Source organism: Paenibacillus sp. FSL R7-0297 (assembly GCF_038009025.1).
In the GTDB taxonomy this organism is placed as follows: Bacteria; Bacillota; Bacilli; order Paenibacillales; family Paenibacillaceae; genus Paenibacillus_AQ.
On record NZ_JBBPAQ010000001.1, the window covers coordinates 1,670,817 to 1,693,480 of the forward strand.

Below are 22,664 nucleotides of genomic sequence, written 5' to 3' on the forward strand. Positions count from 1 at the left end.
TGAATTTCTACTGCGATAAGCAGTTTAGATGAGGAAATTCAATCCTAACAGCGGCCGGAAGTCCAAACATTCCCCGCAGTTACGGCGTACACCGATAGGCATTTCTTAAGAGCAATGATGCAGCGAGCAGAAGCTGTATCTCCCCCTGTCCGCAAAACACCCAAACCCAGCGGCCGGCGCAATATTTTATTTTGAAAGGTGATGTGATCCAAGTGATCGATCCTAATGTGAAGCAGGACCTGCGTGAAATAGGCAAGAAACTAACCAATCTTAGGGGGTCACTTTGACTTAGACCTTAAGCTGGAGATAATAGCGAACTTTGAAGAGAAGATGGCAGCGCCCGGGTTCTGGGATGAGCCGGAGAAGGCGCAAAGCGTTATTGGCGAGATGAACGCCGTGAAGTCGGTGGTCGATCAATACGATAAGCTGCAGCAGGATTATGACGATGCGGCGATGATGGCGGAGCTGGCGGATGAAGAAGGCGATGACGCGCTTGCATCTGAGATTGCCGGAACGATTCGCAGTGTAAGCAGCAGAGTAGATGAGTTCGAGCTGCAGCTGCTGCTCAATCAGCCCTACGATAAGCTGAACGCGATCCTGGAGCTGCATCCAGGAGCAGGCGGAACAGAATCCCAGGACTGGGGCCAAATGCTGCTGCGCATGTATACACGATGGGCGGAGAAGCGGGGCTTCAAGGTAGACGTGCTTGATTATTTGCCGGGCGATGAGGCAGGCATCAAGAGTGTAACGCTGCTGATTAAGGGCTACAATGTATATGGATACCTGAAGGCGGAGAAGGGTGTACATCGTCTGGTGCGCATTTCGCCTTTTGACTCCTCGGGCAGACGGCATACCTCCTTCGTATCCTGCGATGTGGTACCGGAGATTGCGGATGATGTGGAAGTAGATATCCGTACAGAGGATCTGAAGATCGATACGTACCGGGCCAGCGGCGCGGGCGGCCAGCATATCAATACTACGGACTCGGCGGTGCGGATTACCCACTTGCCAACCGGAGTCGTGGTAACGTGCCAGAATGAACGTTCACAGATCAAGAACCGGGAACAAGCAATGAAGATGCTGCGTTCCAAGCTCTATGAGCGCAAAATCCAGGAGCAGCAGGCGCATCTCGATGAGATCCGCGGCGAACAATCGGAGATTGCCTGGGGCAGCCAGATTCGTTCCTATGTGTTCCACCCCTACAGCATGGTGAAGGATCACCGTACTTCTGTAGAAACCGGCAACGTCGGAGCGGTGATGGACGGCGACCTGGATGGCTTCATTGACGGCTATCTGCGCAGTCAGATCAAGACGGAAACTGAATAAAGGCATGGATATTCCTACGCGTCTTCGGAGGTGTAGGGATTTTTTTCTGATGATCGGACTGGATTTGCTATACAGCAACATCACTTCTAAGGAGCACAGGCAACTATGCAAAAAATCAATTCACGCAACAAACCTCCGCTCATCCCGCTAAACGGGCCGCTGCGTCATACCGTGGATATTGCGCTCATTCTGATCGGCTCGCTGATTACGGGGCTGGCATTCAACCTGTTCTTTCTCCCGAACCAGATTGCTTCCGGAGGGGTATCGGGGTTGTCGGTGCTTGCCGAGGCCTGGTTTGGGGCGGAGCCGGCTTTTACCCAGTGGGCGCTTAATATTCCGCTCTTTATTCTCGGGGTACTATTCCTCGGTAAACAGTACGGTATCCGCTCGCTGCTGGGGAGTTTTGTGCTGCCGCTGTTTATCTTCCTGACCAAGGATGGTCCGGTGCCGACTACAAATCCGCTGCTGGCCTCTATTTATGGAGGGATCGGTGTGGGGCTGGGCCTCGGTCTGGTCTTTCGCGGACGCGGATCAACAGGCGGACTGACCATACTCGCGCAGATTATTCAAAAGCTTACCGGCTTCAGCTTCTCGCTGTCCGTCGTGTTGCTGGATGGTACGGTGATTACACTGGCTGCTTTTGTGCTGGGCATGGAGCAGGCAATGTATGCACTAATCGGACTGTTCGTGACGGGCAAGGTAATCAATGCGCTGGAGGTTGGCTTCAGCACCACGAAGGTGGCGTATATTATCTCCGATCAGACAGAGGATATCTCGCAGGCGATTCTGAATGATCTGGACCGCGGGCTGACCAAGCTGAATGCGCAAGGCGGATACACCGGAGACAATCGTACTGTCCTGATGGTCGTAGTAGGCCAGAATGAAATTACGAGGCTCAAAGCGATCGTCCGCTCGGTAGACCCGGGTGCATTTGTAATTATTACGGAAGCCCATGAAGTGCTGGGCGAAGGTTTCAAAAGAGAAGCGTAGACTCCCTTTAGGGGAGCTCTGCGCTTTTCTTTTGATAAAAGGCATGGTCGTTTCGAGTGGGAACCTCCGAAGAAAGTTAACGTTACGTGTTGTATTTATATTAATTCGGTCGTATAATAATACATATTTGCAGAACGGTTATTCACAGGTAATAATGATATAAAGCAGAAACGGGAAGCGGGGATGACAGTGACAGGCAAGCTGAGAGCGGCGATTGTCGGATCAACGGGATATGGGGGCGTGGAGCTGATCAGGCTGCTGCAGAGCCACCCTGATATAGAGATTACTTCAGTAATATCTTCTTCGAGCGCCGGTGCGCCGATTGAGGAAGGCTTCCCGCATCTGACGGGAATTGTGCAGCGCAATCTGGATGGTGTGGATGCGGCAGAGATTGCCGGCAGGGCGGATGTCGTATTCACAGCTACGCCTTCTGGAGTGAGCGCGAAGCTGGTGCCCCAGCTGCTCGAAGCCGGCCTCAAGGTCGTTGACCTGTCGGGCGATTTCCGGCTGAAGGACGGCGCGGAGTATGAGCAGTGGTATAAGCATCCCGCTCCTCCGGAAGCTTATCTGCAGCAGGCGGTGTACGGGTTATGCGAGGTATACGGTGAGCGTGCGGCCGGTGTGGACTTCATTTCTAATCCCGGCTGTTATCCCACAGCTACGCTGCTGGGACTGGTTCCGGCGCTTGCGGAAGGCTGGATCAAGCCGGACAGCATCATTATTGATGCGAAATCCGGAGTATCCGGGGCAGGGCGGGGAACGAGCCTGATGGTTCATTTTGCCGAGATCAATGAGAACTTCAAAGCCTACAAAATCAACAAACATCAGCATATCCCGGAAATTGAGCAGGTGCTTACCGATATCGCAGGAGAAAAAGTAACGGTAACCTTCACTACGCATCTTGTGCCGATGACCCGGGGGATTATGAGCACGATGTATGCCGGACTGATTGGCGAACATAGTGAACAGGAACTAGTAGATTTATACCGTAGGTATTATGCAGGCAGACCGTATGTGCGCGTGCGCGAGCCCGGAGTGGTTCCGGCGACGAAGGAAGTCAGCGGATCGAACTATTGCGACATCGGCTTCGCGACAGACGCACGTACCGGACGGGTCACCATTGTGTCGGTCATCGACAATATCGTTAAAGGCGCTGCAGGACAGGCGATTCAGAACCTGAATTTGATGATGGGATGGGAGGAAACCCGCGGTCTTGGTTACACACCAGTGTATCCATAAAGTGCAGCGGTCAAACTATAACATGAGCGAGAACAAACTATATACTGTCGTGGAAGACGGAAGTATTACTACACCTAAGGGCTTCACTTCAGGAGGGCTGCATTGCGGTCTCAAAAAGACCGAACGTAACGACCTCGGAGCTATTCTCTGCGAGGTTCCGGCGACGGCTGCTGCGGTTTTTACCACGAATGTATTTCAGGCGGCTCCGCTGAAGGTAACACGGGAGAGTCTGGCGAACGGGACACTGCAGGCGGTAATCGTGAACAGCGGGAATGCCAATGCCTGCACAGGTGACCAGGGTGAAGCGGATGCGTATGAGATGCGCGCTGCGGCTGCCCGTTATTTGGGCGTGAACGAGCTGGATGTTGCGGTAGCCTCGACCGGGGTAATCGGGGAGCTGCTGAAGATGGACTGTGTGCGCAGCGGCATCACCGGACTGCCGGAGAAGCTGGATGGCGGCGCTGCCGGTGCGGAGGAGTTCAGCCAGGCGATTCTGACAACGGACCTGGTCAAAAAAGAAAGCTGCGTAAAGCTGACGGTGGGCGGTACAGAGGTAGTTATTGCCGGAGCCGCTAAGGGTTCGGGCATGATTCACCCCAATATGGCGACGATGCTGGGCTTCATGACCACAGATGCAGTCATTGATGCCGAGGACCTGCTCAGCTTGCTGCGCAGTGCGACCAACTCTACTTTTAATATGATTACAGTGGATGGAGATACTAGCACGAATGATATGCTGGTCACTATGGCGAGCGGCCTGGCGGGAAATGAGAAGCTGACGCGTCTGCATCCGGATTGGGAGGCTTTTGCCGCAGCGTTCACGCATGTATGCCGGAGTCTGGCGATGGCGATTGCCCGTGACGGGGAAGGTGCCACGAAGCTGATCGAAGTGCAGGTGAATGGTGCAGTGCATGATGAAGGTGCTGCAGCTATTGCCAAGACCGTAGTCGGATCGAGTCTGGTGAAATCTGCGATCTTCGGTGCGGATGCCAACTGGGGACGGATTATCGCTGCTGTAGGCCGCGCGGGAGTTCCGGTATCTCCGGAGCAGGTAGATATTAAGCTGGGAGATATAGAGGTGCTGCGGACGTCGCGTCCGGTAGCTTTTGACGAAGAGCAGGCTCTCTATTATCTGCAAAAGAGTGATACGGTGCTGATTACGGTAACCTTGTCAGACGGAAGCGGAAGTGCCACGGCCTGGGGCTGCGATCTCACTTATGATTATGTGCGTATTAATGCCGCGTACCGAACCTGATCTGCGCTGGTTGGCGGAGGGCAGCGGCCGGAAGTCCAGATATTCACTGTAGTGACGACTGAACTTTAAGTTAGTATCTTGAGTTCAGCTTATAGGGAGGTAACTGAGAGATGACGTTAGAACCTATAGAGAAGCAGCGGGGCAGAGGCCTGTTCGTGATGAAATGCGGCGGGAGTACGCTGGCTGCGCTGCCGGATTCGTTCTTTGAGGATTTGCGGGAGCTGCAGCGAAGCGGGGTTCAGCCTGTCATTGTTCACGGCGGCGGTCCGGCGATCTCGGGGAATCTGGAGAAGCTCGGCATTGAGAGCAGCTTCGTGAACGGCCTGCGGGTGACGACGGAAGAAGTGCTCGATGTGGTAGAGATGACGCTGGCCGGAAGCATTAATAAGGCGATTGTCCGCCGGATTCAAGCCATCGGCGGGCAGGCGCTCGGATTATCCGGCGTTGACGGCAACCTGATTATGGCGCGTCCGGTTGCGAACAGCGATGTATTGGGTATGGTGGGCGAAGTAACCGAGGTCAGAGCGGAGATTGTGACGGGTATCCTCGCGATGGGTTACATCCCGGTAATCGCACCTATCGGTGTAGATGGCGGGGGTCAACGTTACAACATTAATGCGGACACAGCTGCCGGAGCGGTGGCATCTTTTGTGGGATCGCCTACGATGATCGTGGTTACGGATGTACCGGGAATTATGCGTGAGCTGGACGGAGAGAAGGTTGTGCTTCCGTCCGTGACGGTGGCGCAGATTGAGGCGCTGATTGCGGATGGTGAAATCTACGGCGGAATGATTCCCAAAGTGCGTGCTGCGATGGACTGCATTCAGGGCAAGGTGTCCGAGGTTGTCATTGTCGACGGCAAAGAGCCGAATGTGCTCAGCCGGGTGCTGCAGGGTGAAGAGCTGGGGACGCGGATTGTCCGATAATTATGCAGTTAGCAGCTAAACTGCTAGAGTGGGATAGATAGTGCAATGTTGAATTGATTGGCATCTGGCTGATAGGTACTTGGTAGAGCAGAAAGTAAATTAGAGGCGCTGACGGTAATCCGGCAGCAGCATGGTGGGAGAGTGACTGAGAATGAGTGAGCTTACAAAGTTGGGCAAGGATTCTTTGACGGGGGCGCCGCAGGAACGTTCTGTGGAAACGAAGGAACAGGGGGCCGCTACTGCTCCTGCCAAGCTGAGTGCGGTATTCCCGTCGTACGCCAGATATGATATTAGTCTAGTTAAAGGTAAAGGCAGCTGGGTGTGGGATGATCAGGGCAACAAATACCTGGATTTCATGTGCGGACTCGCTGTAACCAGCCTGGGCCATGCTCCGGAGAAGGTCGGCGCGAAGCTGAAGGAACAGATTGATACGCTGTGGCATGTCTCGAACCTATTTCACATTCCGGGCCAGGACAGGGTTGCTGCGCTGCTTACCGCTAACAGCTGTGCGGATCAGGTGTTCTTCTGTAATAGCGGAGCGGAAGCGAATGAAGCAGCGATTAAGCTGGCGCGCCGGTATCATCAGAAGGTGAAGGGTGCGGACCGCTACGAAGTAATTACATTCGAGCAGTCCTTCCACGGACGCACGCTGGCTACGTTAACAGCTACAGGTCAGGCGAAGGTAAAAGAAGGCTTCCTGCCGCTTCCGGCAGGCTTCAAGACTGTGCCTCTCCATGATCTGGAGGCGCTGAAGGCTGCAATCACTGAGCATACAGCGGCAATTATGCTGGAGATGGTGCTGGCTGAGGGCGGTGTAATTGAAGTGCAGCAGGAATTTCTGGATGCTGTAGTCGCGCTGTGCAAAGAGCATGGACTGCTGCTCATCGTGGACGAAGTGCAGACTGGCATGGGCCGTACAGGCAAGCTGTTCGCCCATCAGCATTATGGCATTGAGCCGGATATCTTCACCTTGGCCAAAGGCGTGGCCAGCGGTTTCCCTGCCGGTGTTATGCTGGGCAAGGGATATCTGCGTGAAGCATTCAGCCCGGGCAGTCATGCGACTACCTTCGGCGGCACACCGCTGGCCGCGGCGGTCATGGAAGCGACGATTGAGACGATGCTGGAAGACGGGCTGGCGCAGCGTGCTGCTGAGATGGGCGATTATCTGACCGGCTTGCTCAGAGAGAAGCTGGCGGACACAACCTTCGTGAAGGATATTCGCGGCAAAGGCCTGCTGATCGGAATCGAATGTGCAGAGCCAGTAGCCGAGATTGTGCTGGCGGGACAGCAGCGCGGATTGCTGTTCGTCCAAGCCGGACCGAATGTTGTTCGTCTACTGCCTAATTTATACGTAACCCGCGAGGAGATCGACCAGGCGGTGGACATCCTTTCGGAACTCATTCATACTTATGCTAATAGAGCAAACGGGGAGGCAGATTCATGAGTCAGGGAACAACGGGCGTTACAGAGGCTATTGCCGCACAGCTCAAAGGCCGTGATCTTCTGGAGCTGAATGATTATAGCCCGGAGGAAATTACGTATTTGATTGATTTGGCGATTGAGCTGAAACGCAAAGCGAAGAACGGTGAAGTCTACCAGCCGCTGCTGGGCAAGACGATCGGACTTATTTTTGAGAAATCCTCCACCCGCACACGTGTGTCGTTTGAAGTGGGGATGTATCAGCTGGGCGGCCATGCGCTGTTCCTCAGCAAAAATGATATCCAGCTCGGCCGCGGTGAGACGGTTGGTGATACGGCGCAGGTGATGTCGCGTTATCTGGACGGTATCATGATCCGTACCTTCGGCCATGATAAAGTGGAAGAATTGGCCCGTTATGCATCTGTTCCGGTTATCAACGGCCTGAGCGATCTGGCGCATCCGTGCCAGGTTCTGGCGGATTACCAGACTGTATACGAGCACAAGGGCAAGCTGAAGGGCTTGAAGCTGGCATATATCGGCGACGGCAACAACATGGCGCATTCCCTGCTGATCGGCGGTGCCAAGCTGGGTGTACATGTCTCGATCGCCGGACCGGAAGGATATGAGCCTGACGCAGCTGTAGTGGCCGAGGCGCGCGAGATCGCTAAGGAGACAGGTTCGGTCATCACCGTTACCCGCAGCCCGCAGGAGGCGGTACAGGACGCTGATGTGATCTATACGGATGTATGGGCGAGCATGGGCTTTGAGGCTGAACAGCTGGCGCGTGAAGCGGCGTTCAAGGATTATCAGGTCAATGAGGAACTCGTGAAGGGTGCCAAAAGCGACTATCTGTTCCTGCACTGCCTGCCGGCCCACCGTGAGGAAGAGGTCAGCACCGGTGTCATTGACGGACCGAACTCCGTCATCTTCGATCAGGCGGAGAACCGCCTGCATGCGCAGAAGGCGCTTATGGCTGCTTTGATGGGCTAGACTAGTACAACCAGAACTAAAGAATTGATTTAATACAACAAGGAAGCAATGGATGTATTCAGAGCAATGAATGTATTCAGTTCCAAGTGAAATTCAGTGATAGTTGTATACTGTGCAATTAAAAACAGCGAAAAGGGAGGCTTGCCTCTTATAACTGTAGTCTGTACAACTAAATCTGCCCGAATAGGTGAAAACCGCGTGCAACGGGCATTATAATTGTATGAAATACAACTAAATGGGTAATCGGTTGAAAATCAGACGATTTAGTTGTATAAAGTACAATTAAACCTGCATATACACCGTAATCGGGTTACTGCAAACCCTCAGCAAGCGATTTACCAAAGTAGTTTTCACTAGTTTAAATCTGACATTGTACTAAGCCTATATAAGTCCTGTTAGTTGTTTGAATCGTAGAGTAAAACAGGGGTAAGCCTGTTTGGATCTTATCTTATATACAAACCTATATAAGATGAACTGGATTGAAATAAGAGGGGTAGAAGGATCGAAAGGGGATTTTGGAACTGTAGGAGCGTTAGCGTCCGCCTTTGTCTCCGGATATTGTCCGCTACAGCGGTATATTCAAAGATATCTGGAGACAACAGCGGCCGGAAGTCCAAATATTCTCTGCAGTGACGTCCAAAACCCGATTATGAGATTGCAGTTGATCTTATAACCTCCCCCACAACGAAAGGAAGTTAAACCCCCATGGCAAAAGAAAAAATCGTACTCGCCTATTCCGGCGGATTGGATACCTCAGTCATTCTGAAATGGCTGAAAGAAACGTATGACGCGGAGATTATTGCTTTTACAGCCGATATCGGCCAAAAGGAAGAGCTGGACGGCCTGGAGGAAAAAGCGCTGGCGACCGGCGCCTCCAAAGTCTACATTGATGATCTGCGCGACGAATTCGCGAATGATTTCATCTACCCGATGTTCCAGTCGGGTGCGCTTTATGAAGGCCAATACCTGCTGGGTACAAGCATTGCCCGTCCGCTGATCGCTAAGCGGATGGTGGACATCGCCATCGCCGAAGGCGCAACTGCCATTGCTCACGGGGCAACCGGTAAAGGGAATGACCAGGTGCGTTTCGAATTAAACGCCGCTGCCTTGTCACCAAGCATCAAAGTAATTGCACCTTGGCGTCTGGAAGAGTTCCGCAACCAGTTCCCGGGACGTGCGGAAATGATCGCTTATGCTGAAGCCAATGGCATTCCGGTGCAAGCATCAGCAGCCAAGCCGTACTCGATGGACCGCAACCTGTTACATATCAGCTATGAGAGCGGCGTGCTGGAGGATCCTTGGTTTGATCCAAGCGCACCGGAGAACAAAGAAATGTTCCTGCTGTCGAATGCGCCGGAGGATGCTCCGGATGAAGCGGAATATCTGGAGCTGGACTTCCTGAAGGGCGATTGCGTAGCGCTGAACGGCGAACCGTTATCCCCGCTGCAAGTCATGGAGAAGCTGAATGAGCTTGGCGGTAAGCATGGCATCGGACGTGTGGATATGGTGGAGAATCGTTTCGTCGGCATGAAGAGCCGCGGCGTGTACGAAACACCGGGCGGAACGATCCTGTTCACCGCTCACCGCAAAATGGAGTCGATCACCATGGACCGTGAAGTCATGAATCTGCGCGACAGTCTGATCACCCGTTACAGCACGCTTGTGTACAACGGCTTCTGGTTTGCTCCTGAACGGCTTGCCTTGCAGGCTCTGGTGAAGGAAAGCCAGAAGAACGTAACCGGTACTGTACGCGTCAAGCTGTACAAGGGCAACATCATCGGAGCCGGTGTGAAGAGTCCGGTCAGCCTGTACAACCCGGATATCGCTACTATGGAAGCAGATCCTACACAGGCATATGACCAGGGAGATGCAACTGGCTTTATCCGTCTGAATGCTCTGCGCCTGAAGGTATCGGCCGGCGTAGCAGAGTCCAACAAGTAGCAGCATATAGCCGCTTAGCGGTTTTTCAAAATATAAGAATGTATACAGCATCACACAATATAAGCGGACAGAAGAAGGCCGTTCCTCCCATCCGGACAGGGGCGGCCCTTCTAACGTCAATCGAGGAGGAAACAACAGGTGAGCAAGCTGTGGGGCGGACGTTTTACCAAAGGAACGAACAAGCTGGTGGAGGAGTATACGGCTTCCATCGGATTCGACAAGGCACTTGCGGAAGAGGATGTGCAGGGCAGTCTGGCGCATGTTACGATGCTGGGCAAATGCGGGATTCTGCCGCAGGATGATGTGGAGACGATCAAGAACGGACTGAATAAGGTATTGGATAAAGTGCGTGCGGGAGAGATTGTGTTCTCTGTAGCCGATGAAGATATTCATATGAATATTGAAAAGAATCTGATCGAAGAGATCGGCCCGGTCGGCGGCAAGCTGCACACCGGCCGCAGCCGCAACGATCAGGTAGCGACGGATATGCATCTCTACTTGCGTAACCGTGTAGTAGAGCTGGTGGCTCTCCTGCATGAGCTGCAGGACGCGCTGATCGGGCAAGCCAAGGACAATGTGGAGACCATTGTACCGGGCTACACCCATCTGCAGCGCGCTCAGCCAATTCTGTTCGCGCATCATCTGCTGGCTTATGTGTCCATGTTCCGCCGCGATGCGGAGCGCCTGACCGACAGCTACAAGCGGATCAATGTGCTGCCGCTGGGTGCAGGGGCGCTGGCGGGAACAACGTTCCCGATTGACCGCCACTTCGTGGCAGAGCAGCTTGGCTTCGACAGCGTCTATGAGAACAGCCTGGACGCTGTCAGCGACCGTGACTTCATCGTTGAGTTCCTGGCCAACGCAGCGCTGGTGATGACTCACCTGTCCCGGCTCAGCGAAGAGCTGGTGCTGTGGAGCAGCACGGAATTCAGCTTCGTGGAGCTGGACGATGCCTTCTGCACCGGCAGCAGCATCATGCCGCAGAAGAAGAACCCGGATGTGCCGGAGCTTGTGCGCGGCAAGACAGGCCGCGTCTACGGCAACCTAATCGGACTCCTGACCGTGCTCAAATCGCTGCCGCTGGCCTATAACAAGGATATGCAGGAAGACAAGGAAGGCATGTTCGATACGGTAGCCACCCTGACAGGAGCATTGCAGCTGTTCGCGCCGATGATCTCTACGATGAAGGTGAACAAGGTGCGGATGCGCGAAGCCGTCAACACCGACTTCTCCAATGCGACCGATATCGCTGACTTCCTGGTGGGCAAAGGCCTGCCTTTCCGCCAGGCGCATGAGGTTATCGGCAAGACCGTATTGTACTGCATCAATGAAGGCAAATTCCTGCTGGATCTTACCCTGGAGGAATTCAAACAGTTCTCGCCGCTGTTCGATGATCAGATCTACGCTGTACTGCAGCCGGAGGCGGTTGTGAACGCCCGTAACGTATACGGCGGCACAGCTACTGTTCAGGTGCAGGCAGCGATTGAACGGGCCGAGGCAGCTCTGCAGGTGGCTAATGAATGGGTTGTGCAGCATGGGGATGCTGCACAATAAGAAGCAGCTAGGCTGGCAGCGGATATAACTGAATCAACAAGTGGAAACGATACCGTCCTTTAATAAGGTCGGTATCGTTTCAGCGAGAAAGATAAGGATCATTTATTGTGCAAAGCATATAAATTCTTATCTTTTCAAAAAGACTGTCCTCTACCGCATCGATAGGATGCGGGAGGACAGTCTTTTTTTGCAGGAATGAAGTTATAATTCACATACGCTGTGGGTATCCGCTTACAAGTCAGCGGACTTTACTTGGCCGAGTGGCAGCCAGTTCAGTACATCACGGATCTTGGTATCCCAATATCCCCATTCATGCTCGCCAGGCCCTTCCTCGTAAGTCAGTGACAGCTTGGTCTTGGAGCAGGCCTTACGGAACGTCTGATTGTCCTCATAGAGGAAATCCTCGGTGCCGCAGCATTGATAGAGAAGGGGCTTCGGCCCTTTGGAGCGGTCTGCTTCCTTCAGCAGCCACAGCAGGTCTTCAGGAGTGCCTGCAATGTCCTTGTCTCCAAAAATCTGCATATACTCCTTCGTCTTCTGTGATTTATCTTCCCAGTTCATGAAATGATGCGCCATATCGAGTGCCCCCGACAGACTAGCAGCAGCGGCCCAGTTCTCGGGCTTGCGCAGTCCCAGCTTCATCGCTCCATAACCGCCCATCGACAGTCCGGCTACGAAGTTATCCTCGCGTTTCGCCGACAACGGGAAGAACGAACGGGCCAGCGCCGGCAGCTCCTCACTGATAAAGCTCCAATACTGTCCGCCCGCCGCCATGTCGGTATAGAAGCTGCGGTGGACCTGAGGCATAACAACGGCAATGCCCATCTGCGCTACATAACGCTCAATCGAGGTCCGGCGCAGCCAGATTGAATCATCATCGGACAAGCCGTGCAGCAAATACAGTGTAGGGTGAAGGTTCCCCCGTGACACGTTACTCATTCCGATCTGTGTAGTGGTCTGCTGCGGCAGAATCACGGTCATCGAGGTGTTCAGCCCCAGCACTTCCGAATAAAACTTGCATTCGATTAAAGCCATTTGCATATCCCCTTTCAGCCCAAATAATAGCACAGCCGCTAAGCGATATAAATTGTAGAAATCTCTAGATTTATTCCTTGTAAGCATTGCTGGTGCTGGAGTTGAAAGAATATAATGGAAGTAGGTAGAAAGATTCAGAGAGACAGGGGAATGTACAGGACTGTAGACAGGGGGGCTCCCCAGGAGCGGATTGTTGTATCCGGCAATTTTCCTGATAACAGCTATTTAAGAACGCAGTTCAATAGAGTACGGGGAGCGAACAGGATGTCTTGGAGAGACAAGTGGAACCGAAACCGGGAGCGGGGCAAGGAAGAGGGATTTACGCTGATTGAGGTGCTGGCAGCCATCGTGATTTTGTCGATAGTTTCCCTGGTGCTAACCTCCTACTTCACCAATGCGCTGTCCTATTCGAAATCGAACCAGAATAAGACGATCATGGTCAATCTGGCGCGTAATGCGCTCTTTTATATGGAGAAGCAGGATTTTGAGGCTATGGGCAACTATTTTGCTGTAAAAGACACAGGACCTGAACACCCAAGTATTGAAGCGGATCAGTGTGTTAATGCAACAACCTGTAGTTACAGTTCGTTTATTATTAATCCAGGGGTAATGCCTGACGTGCTGAATCCGGTAATCAATAATATCCCATATCATGTGAAAATAACCTATCAAGTGCAACTGCATCAGGATATGCTGGCAGGGAAAACTATTGTTGATGGTGCAGAAAGCATAGATGCCCGTAAAAAGGAGATGGCCGATTACCTAATTCCTATTCAGGTAAAGGTTACCGGAGATGGTGGTCCTAATGGCCATTCAGCGAGTACCGTAGTGGAGGGTTATATTACCGATGAAAAAATACGTTGACCGGCTAAAGTCACAGCAGGGCTTCACGCTAATTGAGCTTATTGCCGCCATAACCTTATTTTCAATGATTGTGGGCATCATTTCTATGGTCACTATGTTTGGATTCCGCAGCTATCATAAAATAACAATCGAAAATTCTCTCAGAGATGAAGCGGATATTATTATGTCTTCAATTATAAATGAATTATATACATTTGCCCCGGAGCGGCTGGAGAGCACGGACAATAATGACGGGATTCTCCTGAAGAAGAAATTGGTTGAGACAGATATCGACTATAAAAATATAGTCAAGATAGCTTTTACACAAGGCCAGCTTGTCATTGGTTCTGAAGTAGACGTACCTACGAATGAGTCCCGAACGGCAGTGAAATCGGATCTGACCGGTTCATCAATCTCCTCGGCAACATCTGACGGTAGGTCTTGTACCAAAGATGCGCCATGCGATAGCGGACTAATCGAAATAACCCTCAAATTGACGCAGAAGTATGACGGCAGGGATTACACCATGGAGATGAAGAGCAAATTTGGATTTTAGGAGGATGTAGCGGATGCCGGGAGTTAGACCGATATTGCGTCATTTGAGATCTTGGAAATGGAAGAGATTCAGCGGGCGTTTCCGGGAAGAGCGAGGTTCAGCCTTGGTGCTGGTTATGTTTATTGTACTGCTGCTTACGATTCTGGGATTAAGCGTGCTTACGGCAGCCGTTGGGGGTGCGCAGCGTACGGAGACACGGAAGAACGATGTGCAAAGTCTGCATTTGGCGGAGAAGACGCTGGATGAGGCTGTGGCATATATTACGGCAAGTTTGAATAGCAAGGTTAAAGATAGCGTAGACATGAGTCAGGCAGAAGTGGATGCTGAAATAGATATGTTTTTGAAAAGCCTAAAGGGCAGCATAGATGATCCGGATCAATCGGATAAGTCCAGTGCATTGTTTGCCAGTACCGACCTTCTGCAGGCCGGCGGGGAGAGAGCAGTAGGTACAATTATTGATGTAGTCCCCCACACCACAAAGCAAGGAGATTCCGTAAGCTATACACTGACCCTTACCGCCCAAGCGGAAGTCAATGGAGTTATACGCAAATTAACACAGAATGTAGTGATCGATACCTATCCTGATTTTTTGAAGTATACTTTGGGTTCCGAAGGGAATCTGACTATCAATGGTTCACCTTATATTAAGGGGAATATCTACGCGGGGAATACGCTGACGATCAGTGATACTGCTCGCTACATCTACAATAACGACCGTGCATATATTTCAGAGCCTTTTGAATTAGTTGGTGAAGCGCATGTGCAGGCGTTGGACAAGCTGGTCTATATGAAAGGCAACCAGAAATTCACGGGCAATGCTGTTTCAGAAAAAGGTATTATCCCCGCAGCGAATGTGAAAATCAAAAACCACCGGAGCTTTGTTGAAGTGAATGTGAAGTCCTCTTTTATTGATAAAGTTGAGGAAGCTATAGGTAGCGGGGCGAGTAGACAACGTATTCAGGAGAATATTGATAACGGGACATTGGCTGGATACCTTACGAGTAGTTATAAAGCAATTTTTGAAAATCCGGGAGTGTTGCCGCCTAAACCAGATCTTACGGATACTTCAGATGCGGGGAAGGAGCTTATTGCTAAATATGATGATATCAAGACCCGTCTGACTGCTCCCACCCGATCAGTGGTATATAAAGGAGATTTAACCCTGGATGGAACGGAACTTACTGGGATTAACTATACGAATAAAGGGGGGGGCGGTAGTTCAACGGATCCACATTACTGGTATATTGTTGACGGTAATTTAACCATTGATAATGAGGGTGGTCCGAATTCCGTTAAAGTGCGCGCCAATATTTTGGTGACAGGCAAAGTGGAGATTAGAGGGGAAGTAGAGTTTGATTCCACTATTTATGTTTTGAAGGATTCCACAAAGGATATAGAAGATTTCACTACAATAGTAGAGGATGCGTCTATTAAAGGATTGAATAACAAGGAATTGGTCCTGATCTCCCAGGGGCAGATCCTAATCAATCGGTTGGCAGCCTTTGATAATAATGAACCGAAGCCACTGGCAGCATTCTTTTATACTGATTCTGATGCAAAGCTTTATGGGGTAGGCTCCATATTCTCACTCAGCGGCGGATTCTTCGCTAAGGGAGATTTAACGATTAATGCAGTTCGCGGCATAGCCACTGGTAATAATTTAGGTATTAATATACAAAGCAATAATTTGATCCGGTTTAAGGCTATCTACAATGATCAGATATTTACTGACCAGAAAGCGGGACTTCCCCGTGTCAAAGCGATAAATATCCGGGTAGAGGAACTGAAGCTGGAATAGGCATAATGTATATAGTCAAAACAATTGATTCTTCAGGGTTATACACAAACAGTTTTGTAAACAAAGAAACGGATGCCATTCCCAGAGGGAGTGCATCCGTTTCTCTTTGTTTGCGTTTATCTAATAGCGGTCTTCATTAGTTACAGTGACCTGAATGGTATCCGTAATACTGGAATTCTCTTTAGAAATAACGGTGATTTGGGCAGTGCCTTTAGTTTTACCTGTTATGACTCCTTCCCCTGTGAGCTTTACCACAGCTGGATCACTAGTGCTCCATAACAGCTTCCCTTCTACATCCTTAATGGTCATAGTTATAGGGAACACACCAAGATCATTTCTGAACAGGTCATGTTCAGTACCTAATTTGATACTCAATGTATCTGGCAGGGAAAGATCAGTTAATCCGCTGCCCACAGTGACGTTCCAAAAGGCTTCAACCGGAGAGTCCTCCGGCGCTCCGATTAAGGAAGCTTTGATACCCACCGGATGGTCAGTAGCCGTGATCTTTAGACCTTTAAGTTCAATACTGCTGGTGTTTGGTCTGTCAATCTTTTCTACATATTCACCGCCATTGTCTAACAGTTCCCATTTGTAATCGGCAGGGTCCGCAGCCTCTGGCAGTTCTACCTTAATGGTTAATTCAATCTTCTCATCAACATGTACTGAGTTTGGTCCCCAAATGGCAATCTCACGAACCGGATTAGTGAAGGTTACCTTATACTCCTTCGGAGCTGTTCCGTCTGGATAAGCATCAGTTATGGCGACTACCATTAGGGTAACCTCGCCGGATTTATCAGCTGCTAATGTAGCATGATCCTTAAGCGTGCCGCTTGCATCCTCGCTGAGCTTAGCTCCTGCTGCATTATTGTCTCCTTCTTTAATACTCCACTTATATTCTTTAACGTTATCATTTGCAGTATTATAACTGGCTACATATTCGGCGGAAGTGTTTATCAGCACCGTTTTGGGGCCACTGATATTGAGTTCTGGTGTCATTACTTCAACATCAGCACTATCCGTCACTGTTTTGCCGCTGATATCTGTTACTGTAAGCTTAATCTCGGCTGTTCCTTCAGCAATCCCCCTGACTATACCAGTGTCGGAGATTGTTGCAATCGCCGGATTAAGAGATTCCCATTTGAAGGTTGTAGTTTCTTTATTGATATCGACCGGAAGATATGTAGCGAGAGGGTTCATGTTCAGGCTGGTGTTAATACTGATTCTCGCTGGAGCCAAAGTGACGCTCATTACTTTGACAATGGAATCAAAGCTTAGAGTATCAAATTTCATTGTTGCTCGTGGCAGCACCGGTGCTGGTATTGGTGTAGGTGTAGCTACTACGACTGGTGGCAATGCACCATCGAATAATCCGGAATTGAGAGTACCTCCATTGTTAGTGTGGAGCTCCTTCGCGATAAGAGTGCCATATATATTCCCGCTATCAAATTGTACATTGGCTAATGGGGCAAGAATAGTAGCTCTCACTGCTACATCTCTAATATTTAGTATTTTTGCTTCCGGGAAATTTAAAACAATATGATTATTTTGGATATTGGTTAAGTCAAAACCGCCGCGAATTGAGATGTTTTCGCCATAGACGTTAATAATTACCGTCGAGTTTTGCGGTGCATTAATTTTTACATTATTTAAGAGCACATCGTTGGAACTGCCAGGTTTTACATCGAATATATTTATGTCTGAACGCGAACCAACAAAACTAAGATTATCAACACTGCCATTGGAAGCTAGTGAGGCCAGAGTTTTTGATTGGAGTTGTAGATATTCCCCAGTTTCTTTGAAATTTATTATTTTTCCAGGCGTTACTTTGGTAGCAGTATTGTTCTGGCTTACTTGGGAAGTTCCGCCGTAAACTACATCGCCTGTGATTGAAGCACCATTTGATGAATCAAATATGAAATTTCCTCCAACAATCAACGCATTACTTCCTACGCCATTTGGTCTGTCCAGTCTATAGCTTGAAAATTGTGCATTGCCGCCGACAGCCATCCGACCATTTGTTTGGGCACTATTAATACTGGTATGCCCCAGAATAAAGGCAACAAACTCATTGCTAATACTATTTATCGTGTTATAAATTTTAGTAGAATCTGTTAGAACCGGAGTAGTTGCAGCAGTCTGCATTGAATGCAAATCCTCAAAGCTCAAAATAGAGTTATCCAACTGGTAATGAGCAACTTTCTCAGTAGGTACTGCCTTGACGGTGAAGGTGATACCTTCAGCTAAATCAGGTACATAAGTCAGACCATCTGCTGACAAATGATACGTGAGTTTACCAAGATTCTTGGTAAGTGTGTAGCCTGATGCGGGGGTGCCGCTCTGAGTAAGGCCTAGAGACGATAAATCGCTGAATTCTAACTTTGATGGGAATACCTCGGAATACTGGATATCTGAGATCTCCAGATTCTGAACACCTTGATCTCCTTGCTCCACAGCGCTGGCTGGGATGCTGTTAGGTTTCACATTATACGTAATAATTGATGGCTCACCTTTCTCCACTGTTTTGGGAGATAAGGAACGGCTGATAGTCAAATTGGATTCTACCTTCTGTACATCAATGGTGATAGTCTCGGTTGCAAGAGCTCCTTGCTTGTCTTTGGCAGTAATCTCAATCTTCAGCGTGCCCTCCTCATGTAACGGATTATTGAAGGTATGAGAAAATGTTGCACCTGATTTGACCGTCGTCTCCTTCATGGTATCTACCGATACGTAGGTGCCCTTTTCTTTGTCAATTAGCTTACTGATGTTAATGGACGTTATGAGATCCTTGTCCTTGAGATCAAGGTCAGTAGCCGCATAACTTACAGTGAGCTTATCCTGATATGAAGGCTTGGTACTCTTGTCCTGCGGTGTATAAATATTAATCTTCGGAGCGTGATTGGCGCCGGTGAACGCACGGTACATGGTATTGACGAACAACATCTGTTCCCAATCCGGGAAGCCTTTACTTGTATGTCCCGTACCGGAGAAGGTAATATTACCGACAGAATAAGTATAGAAATGATTGTAGCTATCATCTGTATCCCGCTCTGAACCTGATATGTTGTACCAGGGAATTACATCTGCACGCTCGAGATTCAGCGGAAAGAATTGGTCGTGAGTAGTGGCAACAGTGTATCTGCCCGAATCATTACCTGCTTTGGCTAGATTGAATGGGTACTGGGTCAAAAGTCCTTGGTTGACCGGAACTACTTTAGTAGAAGTATTTACAGCATTGCCGCCCAGATATGTCCGGGGCAGCGTCTGCCCTACCATATAGTGGAAATAGGAACTCCAGTAGTTATAGTTCTTGACTCCGTTTGTTGTACTTTCCGGATAAGGATCAAGCTCCGTAGTACTCGTGATATAATCAACCTCCCGGAAAATGGTATCATGCGTCAGCATCAGGCTTTGCTTTGTTTCTTCAGCGAAGGCTTTGACTGCATCGGCTGCTGCTTTGGACAACATCGGTGTGGTAGCCCTGTCATACATGTCTAGGAAACCGAACACGACCATATCAAAGTTCCCGTTCAGTCCTGAGGTTTTATCAGTGGTACTAGCATTTTCGGCGATGTAATTATTAAACCAGGTCATATCGTGCGGTGTGATTATCAGTTTATAGTAGTCGGGATTATTTAAGTAAGCTGCTTTCATGTTTTTGTTAGTGGTGCTTAGCAAATCACTTTCTGTCTTGCCGGCAGGCATAATCTGTAGAACCTTAATCTCCGGCTTAACGCCCTTATAGAGGATATTTCCTGTGTCAAAGTCTTTAAGTCCACTCAGTGTGCTGATTTCAATCCTCCAATACAGCGGCCCTGAGAAGGTAGAGGGAAGAGTATAGCTTAAAGTATCTGAGAGTGAGGTGATTTCTTTACTGACAACTACATTGTCTTCAGTGACAGGCAAAGAAGAATCCACATTAATATATAATTTGATCCGAACCTGAGTTAAGTCTGGGATATTATCAAGCCTGATGGAGAAGTCCAGTTTATCTCCGGATTCAAACACCTCAGTAGGATTCTCGCTGTAATTAGCGGGCTTGCTGGTAAGGGTCAATCTGGGCCTCTGTTTAAGAGTCGCCATTTTAGACCAGTTACCAGACTTTACCTCAGTTGTAAAAGTGTCGAGTGCAGCCTTGTCCTTCAGAAAAATAATATTGGTGCGAGTTGCAGTGCGGTAAGGATTAAATGTTTCATACAGGACACCTTGTGTGTCTTTGGTATTTTGCTGGGTAAAGGTTTCTTCACGAAGAATAACATTCAAGCCTTTACTAATATAGTAATCGGTGATCTCTTTAGCTTTGAGTTTGGTAATGTCGTTTTCGACAGAAGTGGTCTTATGAGCTGCAATACGCTCATCTGGGGTAGAGGACCCCGTGCTGTTAACTTTCTTTTTGTTGAATGCCCCTTTACCGATATAGACAGCATCGTATTTGCCGTCCCAGTTATCACGCAGGGATACGAAGCGTTTCATAGTCATTGTATCAATCTTGACGTTGGCTAATCCCTGAAGACCATCGAGTTCACTCTTGGGGTATTTATCATTGGCATCCAGTGCCAAGCTTGCAGTGCTGTTTGGATCAGTGATCTCAAGAATACGGATGGTATACGAACTATCTACTACTGCATTGACTGAAAGAACAAAAGAATGGACAAACAAAGCAATTAATATAGCCGCAAATGTAGCCCCGGAAACTAGAAACCATGTTCTCCGCCGGAATGATTTCATCTAGCATCTCCCCCGTAAAGATATTAATAATCGATTGGTAGATTTATCGAAACTTTCGCTAAAATTGACCAAGTATTGGAAATCCTAATTGTAAAAATAACGGTTATATGCTATATATCATTCTAGGACAATTTACCTCTATAGGCAATCATAATATATGAAAAATTTACCTCAAATTTAAGTAATTAGAACTAGTAAACCATCGAATTTCCGGGAAAATGATTTCTGTAACACGCAAAGGACTACATATAGGAAATCGGTATGAGTTTCCAGAAGAATAGTAGCTTCGAATCCTTTTTTTGCTAGATTATGAGAGTTTTAACCGGTAAGAAAAATTAAACGGGTGAGAGCTGGAGATGAGTAACTTTGCCAATCATAAAAAAAAGACTGGGAGACTTGCTGGTAGATAACGGCATTATCTCGCAGGAGCAGTTGACCGAGGCTCTAGCCGAACAGCGCAAAACCAAACGCAAGCTTGGGGATCTGCTGATCTCGCAGGGTTATATTACCGAGCAGCAGCTAATTGAAGTATTGGAATTCCAGCTTGGCATACCTCATGTAAGCTTGTTCAAATATCAGATTGACCCGGCCATTACGCAGATTATTCCGGAGAGTATGGCCAAACGATATCAGGTGCTTCCGTTCATGAAGGAAGGCGGCAAGCTGATGGTGGCTATGGCTGATCCGTTGGACTATTTCGCCATTGAGGATTTGCGGATGAGTACAGGGTTCAGAATCGAACCTGCGATCTCCACCCGGGATGAGCTGCAGCGGGCGATTGCCCGGCATTACGGCATGCGCGATTCTATGAGCCAGATGATGGTTGAACTGCCCACCCAGGAAGAAATCGAAGAGACGGAGATTACCGATGAAGATTCGCCTATAGTCCGGCTGGTCAATCAGATGATTCAGCAGGCGGTGGCCTTGCGGGCATCCGATATCCATGTAGACCCGGGTGAGAATAACCTGTCTATCCGTTACCGGATTGACGGCACGCTGCGTACGGAACGTGTAATTCCCAAACAGATGCAGGGCTTTATTACAGCCAGGCTGAAGATCATGGCGAAGCTGAACATTGCGGAGCGCAGGCTTCCGCAGGACGGGCGTATCAAGATGCAATTTGATTACAAAATGGTTGATATCCGCGTCTCTTCACTGCCGACAATGCACGGGGAGAAAATTGTACTCCGGCTGCTGGATCTCAGCACAGGCGTGAAATCAGTGGACAGTCTTGGCTTCAGTGAGTCGAATGCTGCTGTTTTTAGAGAAATGATTGCCAGACCATACGGGATTTTGTTGATTACCGGACCAACAGGGAGCGGCAAAACGACAACCTTGTACTCGGCGTTGAACCAATTAAATGTGGAGAGCACAAATATTATAACGGTTGAAGATCCGGTAGAGTATCAGCTTGAAGGAGTCAATCAAGTGCATGTGAATGCTGCTGTTGGCCTTACCTTCGCAGCAGGACTGCGTTCGATTCTCCGGCAGGATCCGAATATCGTAATGGTAGGGGAGATTCGTGATACAGAAACGGCGGAGATTGCAGTCAGAGCCTCCTTAACGGGTCATCTTGTCCTGTCGACGCTGCATACCAATGATGCTATCAGCACTATATCGCGCCTCAGGGATATGGGAGTTGAGCCTTATCTTATTGCTTCTTCCCTAATAGGGGTAGTTGCCCAGCGGCTTGTGCGTAAAATATGCCCGGACTGTAAAGAAAAGTACAAGCCGTCTGAGCAGGAAGCGATCATGCTGCGGAAATACAGTCTGCCAGCAGACAGTCTCCATCGCGGACGGGGCTGTGGCAGCTGTAGTACTACAGGTTACCGTGGACGTATTGCCATTCACGAGGTGTTAACTATCGATGACCATATGAGGCAATTGATTACGGATCTGGCATCCGTCGATGAACTAAAAGTTGCAGCGCGCGAACGCGGGCTTGTGCAGCTAATGGAGGATGGCTTCCTCAAGGTTACACAGGGAACCACGACGCTGCAAGAGGTTCTGCGGGAAACGGTATCGCAGTAAACAAGTCTTAAGTAAGCTGACAAAACGTTGAGGAGG

General features: G+C 49.4%; 15 protein-coding genes. 13 read left to right on the forward strand and 2 right to left on the reverse strand.

Features of this window, described 5'->3' with window-relative positions; genetic code table 11:
- Positions 1 to 212: 212 nt before the first annotated feature.
- The 9 genes from prfB to argH all read left to right on the forward strand — a co-directional run bounded on the left by prfB (position 213) and on the right by argH (position 11,640).
- Positions 213 to 1,326 (forward strand): peptide chain release factor 2 gene (gene prfB, locus MKZ24_RS07280; RefSeq protein ID WP_152679813.1). Its coding sequence is split into 2 segments (ribosomal slippage): positions 213 to 284 and positions 286 to 1,326, totalling 1,113 coding nucleotides; the frame shifts between segments, so codons are not numbered across the junction.
- A gap of 105 nt (positions 1,327 to 1,431) precedes the next feature.
- The gene (locus MKZ24_RS07285) at positions 1,432 to 2,316 is read left to right on the forward strand and encodes a YitT family protein (RefSeq protein ID WP_340781861.1); all 885 of its coding nucleotides are present in this window, start codon (positions 1,432 to 1,434) and stop codon (positions 2,314 to 2,316) included.
- A gap of 183 nt (positions 2,317 to 2,499) precedes the next feature.
- Positions 2,500 to 3,555 carry an N-acetyl-gamma-glutamyl-phosphate reductase gene (argC, locus tag MKZ24_RS07290; protein WP_445324151.1) on the forward strand — a complete coding sequence of 352 codons (1,056 nt, stop codon included), beginning with the start codon at positions 2,500 to 2,502 and terminating at the stop codon, positions 3,553 to 3,555.
- A 22-nt stretch (positions 3,556 to 3,577) separates the two neighbouring features.
- Entirely contained in the window at positions 3,578 to 4,810 is a 1,233-nt protein-coding gene (gene argJ, locus MKZ24_RS07295; RefSeq protein WP_340781862.1) for a bifunctional ornithine acetyltransferase/N-acetylglutamate synthase, read from the forward strand.
- A 110-nt stretch (positions 4,811 to 4,920) separates the two neighbouring features.
- Positions 4,921 to 5,736 (forward strand): acetylglutamate kinase, encoded by an 816-nt coding sequence (gene argB / locus MKZ24_RS07300; RefSeq protein ID WP_340781863.1) that lies wholly within the window; start codon positions 4,921 to 4,923, stop codon positions 5,734 to 5,736.
- A 151-nt stretch (positions 5,737 to 5,887) separates the two neighbouring features.
- Positions 5,888 to 7,180 (forward strand): aspartate aminotransferase family protein, encoded by a 1,293-nt coding sequence (locus MKZ24_RS07305; RefSeq protein ID WP_340781864.1) that lies wholly within the window; start codon positions 5,888 to 5,890, stop codon positions 7,178 to 7,180.
- The gene (gene argF, locus MKZ24_RS07310; RefSeq protein WP_042140216.1) at positions 7,177 to 8,145 is read left to right on the forward strand and encodes an ornithine carbamoyltransferase; all 969 of its coding nucleotides are present in this window, start codon (positions 7,177 to 7,179) and stop codon (positions 8,143 to 8,145) included. The genes MKZ24_RS07305 and argF overlap by 4 nt, the downstream gene beginning before the upstream one ends.
- Before the next feature lie 705 nt (positions 8,146 to 8,850).
- Positions 8,851 to 10,086 (forward strand): argininosuccinate synthase, encoded by a 1,236-nt coding sequence (locus MKZ24_RS07315; RefSeq protein ID WP_039302739.1) that lies wholly within the window; start codon positions 8,851 to 8,853, stop codon positions 10,084 to 10,086.
- A 138-nt stretch (positions 10,087 to 10,224) separates the two neighbouring features.
- Positions 10,225 to 11,640 (forward strand): argininosuccinate lyase, encoded by a 1,416-nt coding sequence (gene argH, locus MKZ24_RS07320; protein WP_340781865.1) that lies wholly within the window; start codon positions 10,225 to 10,227, stop codon positions 11,638 to 11,640.
- A gap of 231 nt (positions 11,641 to 11,871) precedes the next feature.
- Here argH and MKZ24_RS07325 read toward each other — a convergent pair whose 3' ends face one another.
- Positions 11,872 to 12,675: an alpha/beta hydrolase gene (locus MKZ24_RS07325; protein ID WP_340781866.1), complete on the reverse strand. Its 804-nt coding sequence runs from the start codon at positions 12,673 to 12,675 to the stop codon at positions 11,872 to 11,874.
- 264 nt (positions 12,676 to 12,939) lie between these two features.
- On the opposite strand from MKZ24_RS07325, the gene MKZ24_RS07330 reads away from it, so the two are divergent.
- Genes MKZ24_RS07330 through MKZ24_RS07340 form a run of 3 tightly spaced genes read left to right on the forward strand, consistent with a single transcriptional unit; the run spans position 12,940 to position 15,872 of the window.
- Entirely contained in the window at positions 12,940 to 13,539 is a 600-nt protein-coding gene (locus MKZ24_RS07330; RefSeq protein WP_076246430.1) for a type IV pilus modification PilV family protein, read from the forward strand.
- Positions 13,523 to 14,074, forward strand: a complete 552-nt coding sequence (locus MKZ24_RS07335) for a type II secretion system protein (protein WP_340781867.1) — start codon at positions 13,523 to 13,525, stop codon at positions 14,072 to 14,074. The genes MKZ24_RS07330 and MKZ24_RS07335 overlap by 17 nt, the downstream gene beginning before the upstream one ends.
- A gap of 13 nt (positions 14,075 to 14,087) precedes the next feature.
- Complete coding sequence (locus MKZ24_RS07340; protein ID WP_340781868.1) at positions 14,088 to 15,872, forward strand: hypothetical protein; 1,785 nt, start codon at positions 14,088 to 14,090, stop codon at positions 15,870 to 15,872.
- A gap of 120 nt (positions 15,873 to 15,992) precedes the next feature.
- On the opposite strand, the gene MKZ24_RS07345 is transcribed toward MKZ24_RS07340, so the two are convergent.
- A complete protein-coding gene (locus MKZ24_RS07345; RefSeq protein ID WP_340781869.1) occupies positions 15,993 to 20,597 on the reverse strand; it encodes a DUF5057 domain-containing protein in 4,605 nt (1,534 codons plus the stop codon).
- A 366-nt stretch (positions 20,598 to 20,963) separates the two neighbouring features.
- Between MKZ24_RS07345 and MKZ24_RS07350 the strand changes: the two genes are divergently transcribed.
- On the forward strand, positions 20,964 to 22,628 hold the full coding sequence (locus tag MKZ24_RS07350; RefSeq protein ID WP_340781870.1) for a GspE/PulE family protein: 1,665 nt from the start codon (positions 20,964 to 20,966) through the stop codon (positions 22,626 to 22,628).
- Positions 22,629 to 22,664: the final 36 nt, after the last annotated feature.